Annotated in this window: 3 protein-coding genes; all 3 read right to left on the bottom strand. The window is 55.8% G+C overall.

Annotation, left to right across the window (positions count from 1 at the left end; genetic code table 11):
- Positions 1-156: recombinase family protein (locus IWX89_RS18200; protein ID WP_196904947.1), on the bottom strand; the 156-nt coding region annotated here is incomplete at its 3' end.
- Positions 157-775: 619 nt separating this feature from the next.
- Positions 776-1,414, bottom strand: coding sequence for a hypothetical protein (locus IWX89_RS18195; protein ID WP_196904946.1), 639 nt, complete (start codon positions 1,412-1,414; stop codon positions 776-778).
- Between the two features lie 66 nt (positions 1,415-1,480).
- Entirely contained in the window at positions 1,481-2,083 is a 603-nt protein-coding gene (locus IWX89_RS18190; protein ID WP_196904945.1) for a hypothetical protein, read from the bottom strand.
- Positions 2,084-2,645: the final 562 nt, after the last annotated feature.

The raw sequence follows: 2,645 nt of genomic DNA, 5'->3' as shown, positions 1-2,645 counted from the left end.
AAGCTGCTCGAGTGCTTTGTCCAGTCCCGGTCGGGAGGCTTTGGCGCCGCTGATGACATCGGTGAAGGTTTTCTCGCAGCCGGCGGCTTTCAAGGCGTCGTGTTGCAGGTCGAGGTTCTGGTCGCTGGTCGAAACACGGGCGTAGCCGATGAGCATGAGGGTCCTCGTGGTGGGTTCTCGGTATCCGTCGAATCCCGGATGATGCAAGAATACCGTTCTGAGAAGTGTTTGTGAGAGAGCAGGATCCGCGAAGTTCTGGCGCCTTGCCTGGTGTCGTTTTCCCAAGTCGACTGCACGAATGTCAGAAGTGGACTGCACAGCGATTTCGTGTCTGACTGCAGAACCTTCAGCCACACGACCGAAGCGTCAACGAACTAAGCGAAGACCGAGGTGTGCGTCATCACGTGAAGGTCGGCTTCCTGACCTTCTTGAACCCGTTCCCGGGAGCAACGACCCGCATGCCCAGACCATTAGGTCGGCCACCCACCGATGCTGAGATGTATGCGTTGCTGTTCCCGGGTCGCGTCGAGCATGAAAGTGTGTTCGTGCAGTCCGAACCGGAGCGCGCCGAGGTCAGGCCAGAAGAATTCAAATCTGAACGCCTGAGTCTCGAACCAGCAAAACAAGCCCCGCCAGTTCACTTGGCGGATAGACGCCGAAATCAGAACGACAATCGACCCCGACGGACTCACACCGATAGAACTTGCGGCCGCCGAACGCCGCGCATAAGTACGCGCCGAGGCGGTCGACGCAATGGCAGACGACGCCGAGGCACTCACCAACGCTGGTTAAAGACTTCCATCCGCCTCCGTAGCGCTTGCTCGCGCCCGTAGAGCGCGAACCCTATGCCCAGCGCGATCTGTAGAAGGAGCATCATGACATATGCCTCGGAAGAGAAAAGAAAAGTGCCCGCCGGGTCAAGATTGAGCGCGAACGTGATAGCACTCCACGCTCCAAAAACGACAACCCCCCATCGGAGCGGCCCGGTAATCACGCCCGCCTTGGCCACAGAGATCGCGGCGACGACAAGAGATACCAGCGCCGCAACACTCAGCGCGAACGAGACGTCGCTTTGGACACGTACGACATCACTGGTCATGGTGCTGGAGAAGAGATTGAGAGCATCCTTTCCAACAGTGCAAATCCCGAATACTACGAGCGCGACTTTTCCGCTCTTTGAGGCTCCGGCAATACCGGTTTCGTGGCGGATACTGAAGGCTAGAATTAATACGGCGAGCATGAGAATGAGCGCCGAGACCAACGAAAAAGCCGAACTCAATATAAACGACAGATCGTTCAACAAAGAATAGTTGAGCGCCACAGCCATAGAAAGAAAGCCAGCGAGGGCAATCCCGAGACCGCCCCACAGCGTAGTTGATCGCGTTGGTATTTGCTGCGCTCCATTAACGAACATAAGTCCCACGTTACCCGTTCGCGTTATGAGACCGACGGAGTCGGGCTCAGTCTCTTTCGATCGTTTCTATCCCCGTGTGGCATTCGGATTCGCCTCGTCGTATGCCTTTGAGCAATAACTCTTTACCTTCGGACCAAAACGAGTCAGGTTCGCTTCCAGTTTGAGCGAATCAGACTCCCAAAGACCCTGGATTTCCTTCGCAACGTTCTCGGTGACTACGCTTCGCACCAAGGCGTCGATGCCCGGATACACCGTGTCCAAGTTGGCAGCATCCTCCTCATACTTTTGATTCTCTGTTGCGTACTGCATAATTCCAGAGGTGGCGGCCCTCACACATCCGGTGATTTCACTGGCTTTCAGATTGAGTTGAGAAGCCGCAGGGACGTATACAGTCGGCCCAACGGCATCACCGAATCGAGACTTGATTTTGGTAAGGTCGGATATCCCTCCGATCACAAACCAACTGCGGCCGATGAGGACTTGACGATCAGGATTAAGCAGCGGTGCCCAATCTTGGAGTACCTGATCTGGTGACCCAACGGTGCTGTAGATGTGGACAAGCGTGGCTGGACCCAAATCGTGATTGCAGTTGAATCCTGTCATCGTGTCGTAATAGCTCATGTCATCGAGCAGTTCATCCTTCGTTTCGCAGGAAACGAGTTCGGACATCTGTGCTTTTATGCTTGCGGGTGAACCTAACGGCCGGTGATCAACCTTTGTGTTTAGTGTGGAAGTCAGCGTGACTGCAATCCATGAAGCGACCAAGAGGATGACTCCGAAGCCAGTCCAGAGCCATCCCCTGCGCGGGCGTCCTCGCCTGCGGTTCATTCATCGCCTCAAGTTGTGAACTGAACAGTAACGCCGGCCCCCGCCGTGATTGATTGGACTTTCACTTTTGTTGAAGCGAGTACGTTGCCCCACGTGACGGTGCCAGATCCGCCACTGTTGAGGCAACCAATGCCCTTCCAGTAGGGAGCTGGATTGGTGACGGAGGTGGTGTATCCGAGCGCCTGAACGCAACCAGAGGAAGATACAGAGGGGGCCCTGTGCCACTGGTAGTACTCTGTCGTGCCGACCGAACCCGAAATTGTGCAACCCGCGACCGAGGTGTACCATCCACCTCCGGCAGGTGCGCTCTGAGCTGCCGCGGGCATTTCGGACAGCGGAATTAGTGGATTCTTCTACGCTGCCAATGCTGGCTGTTGATAACCATAGTGGACTTCATTGGGCC

Source organism: Cryobacterium sp. MP_M3 (assembly GCF_015752155.1).
GTDB lineage: Bacteria > Actinomycetota > Actinomycetes > Actinomycetales > Microbacteriaceae > Cryobacterium.
The sequence above is the reverse complement of the archived record's forward strand: the minus strand, read 5'-3'. Positions and strand labels throughout refer to the sequence as shown.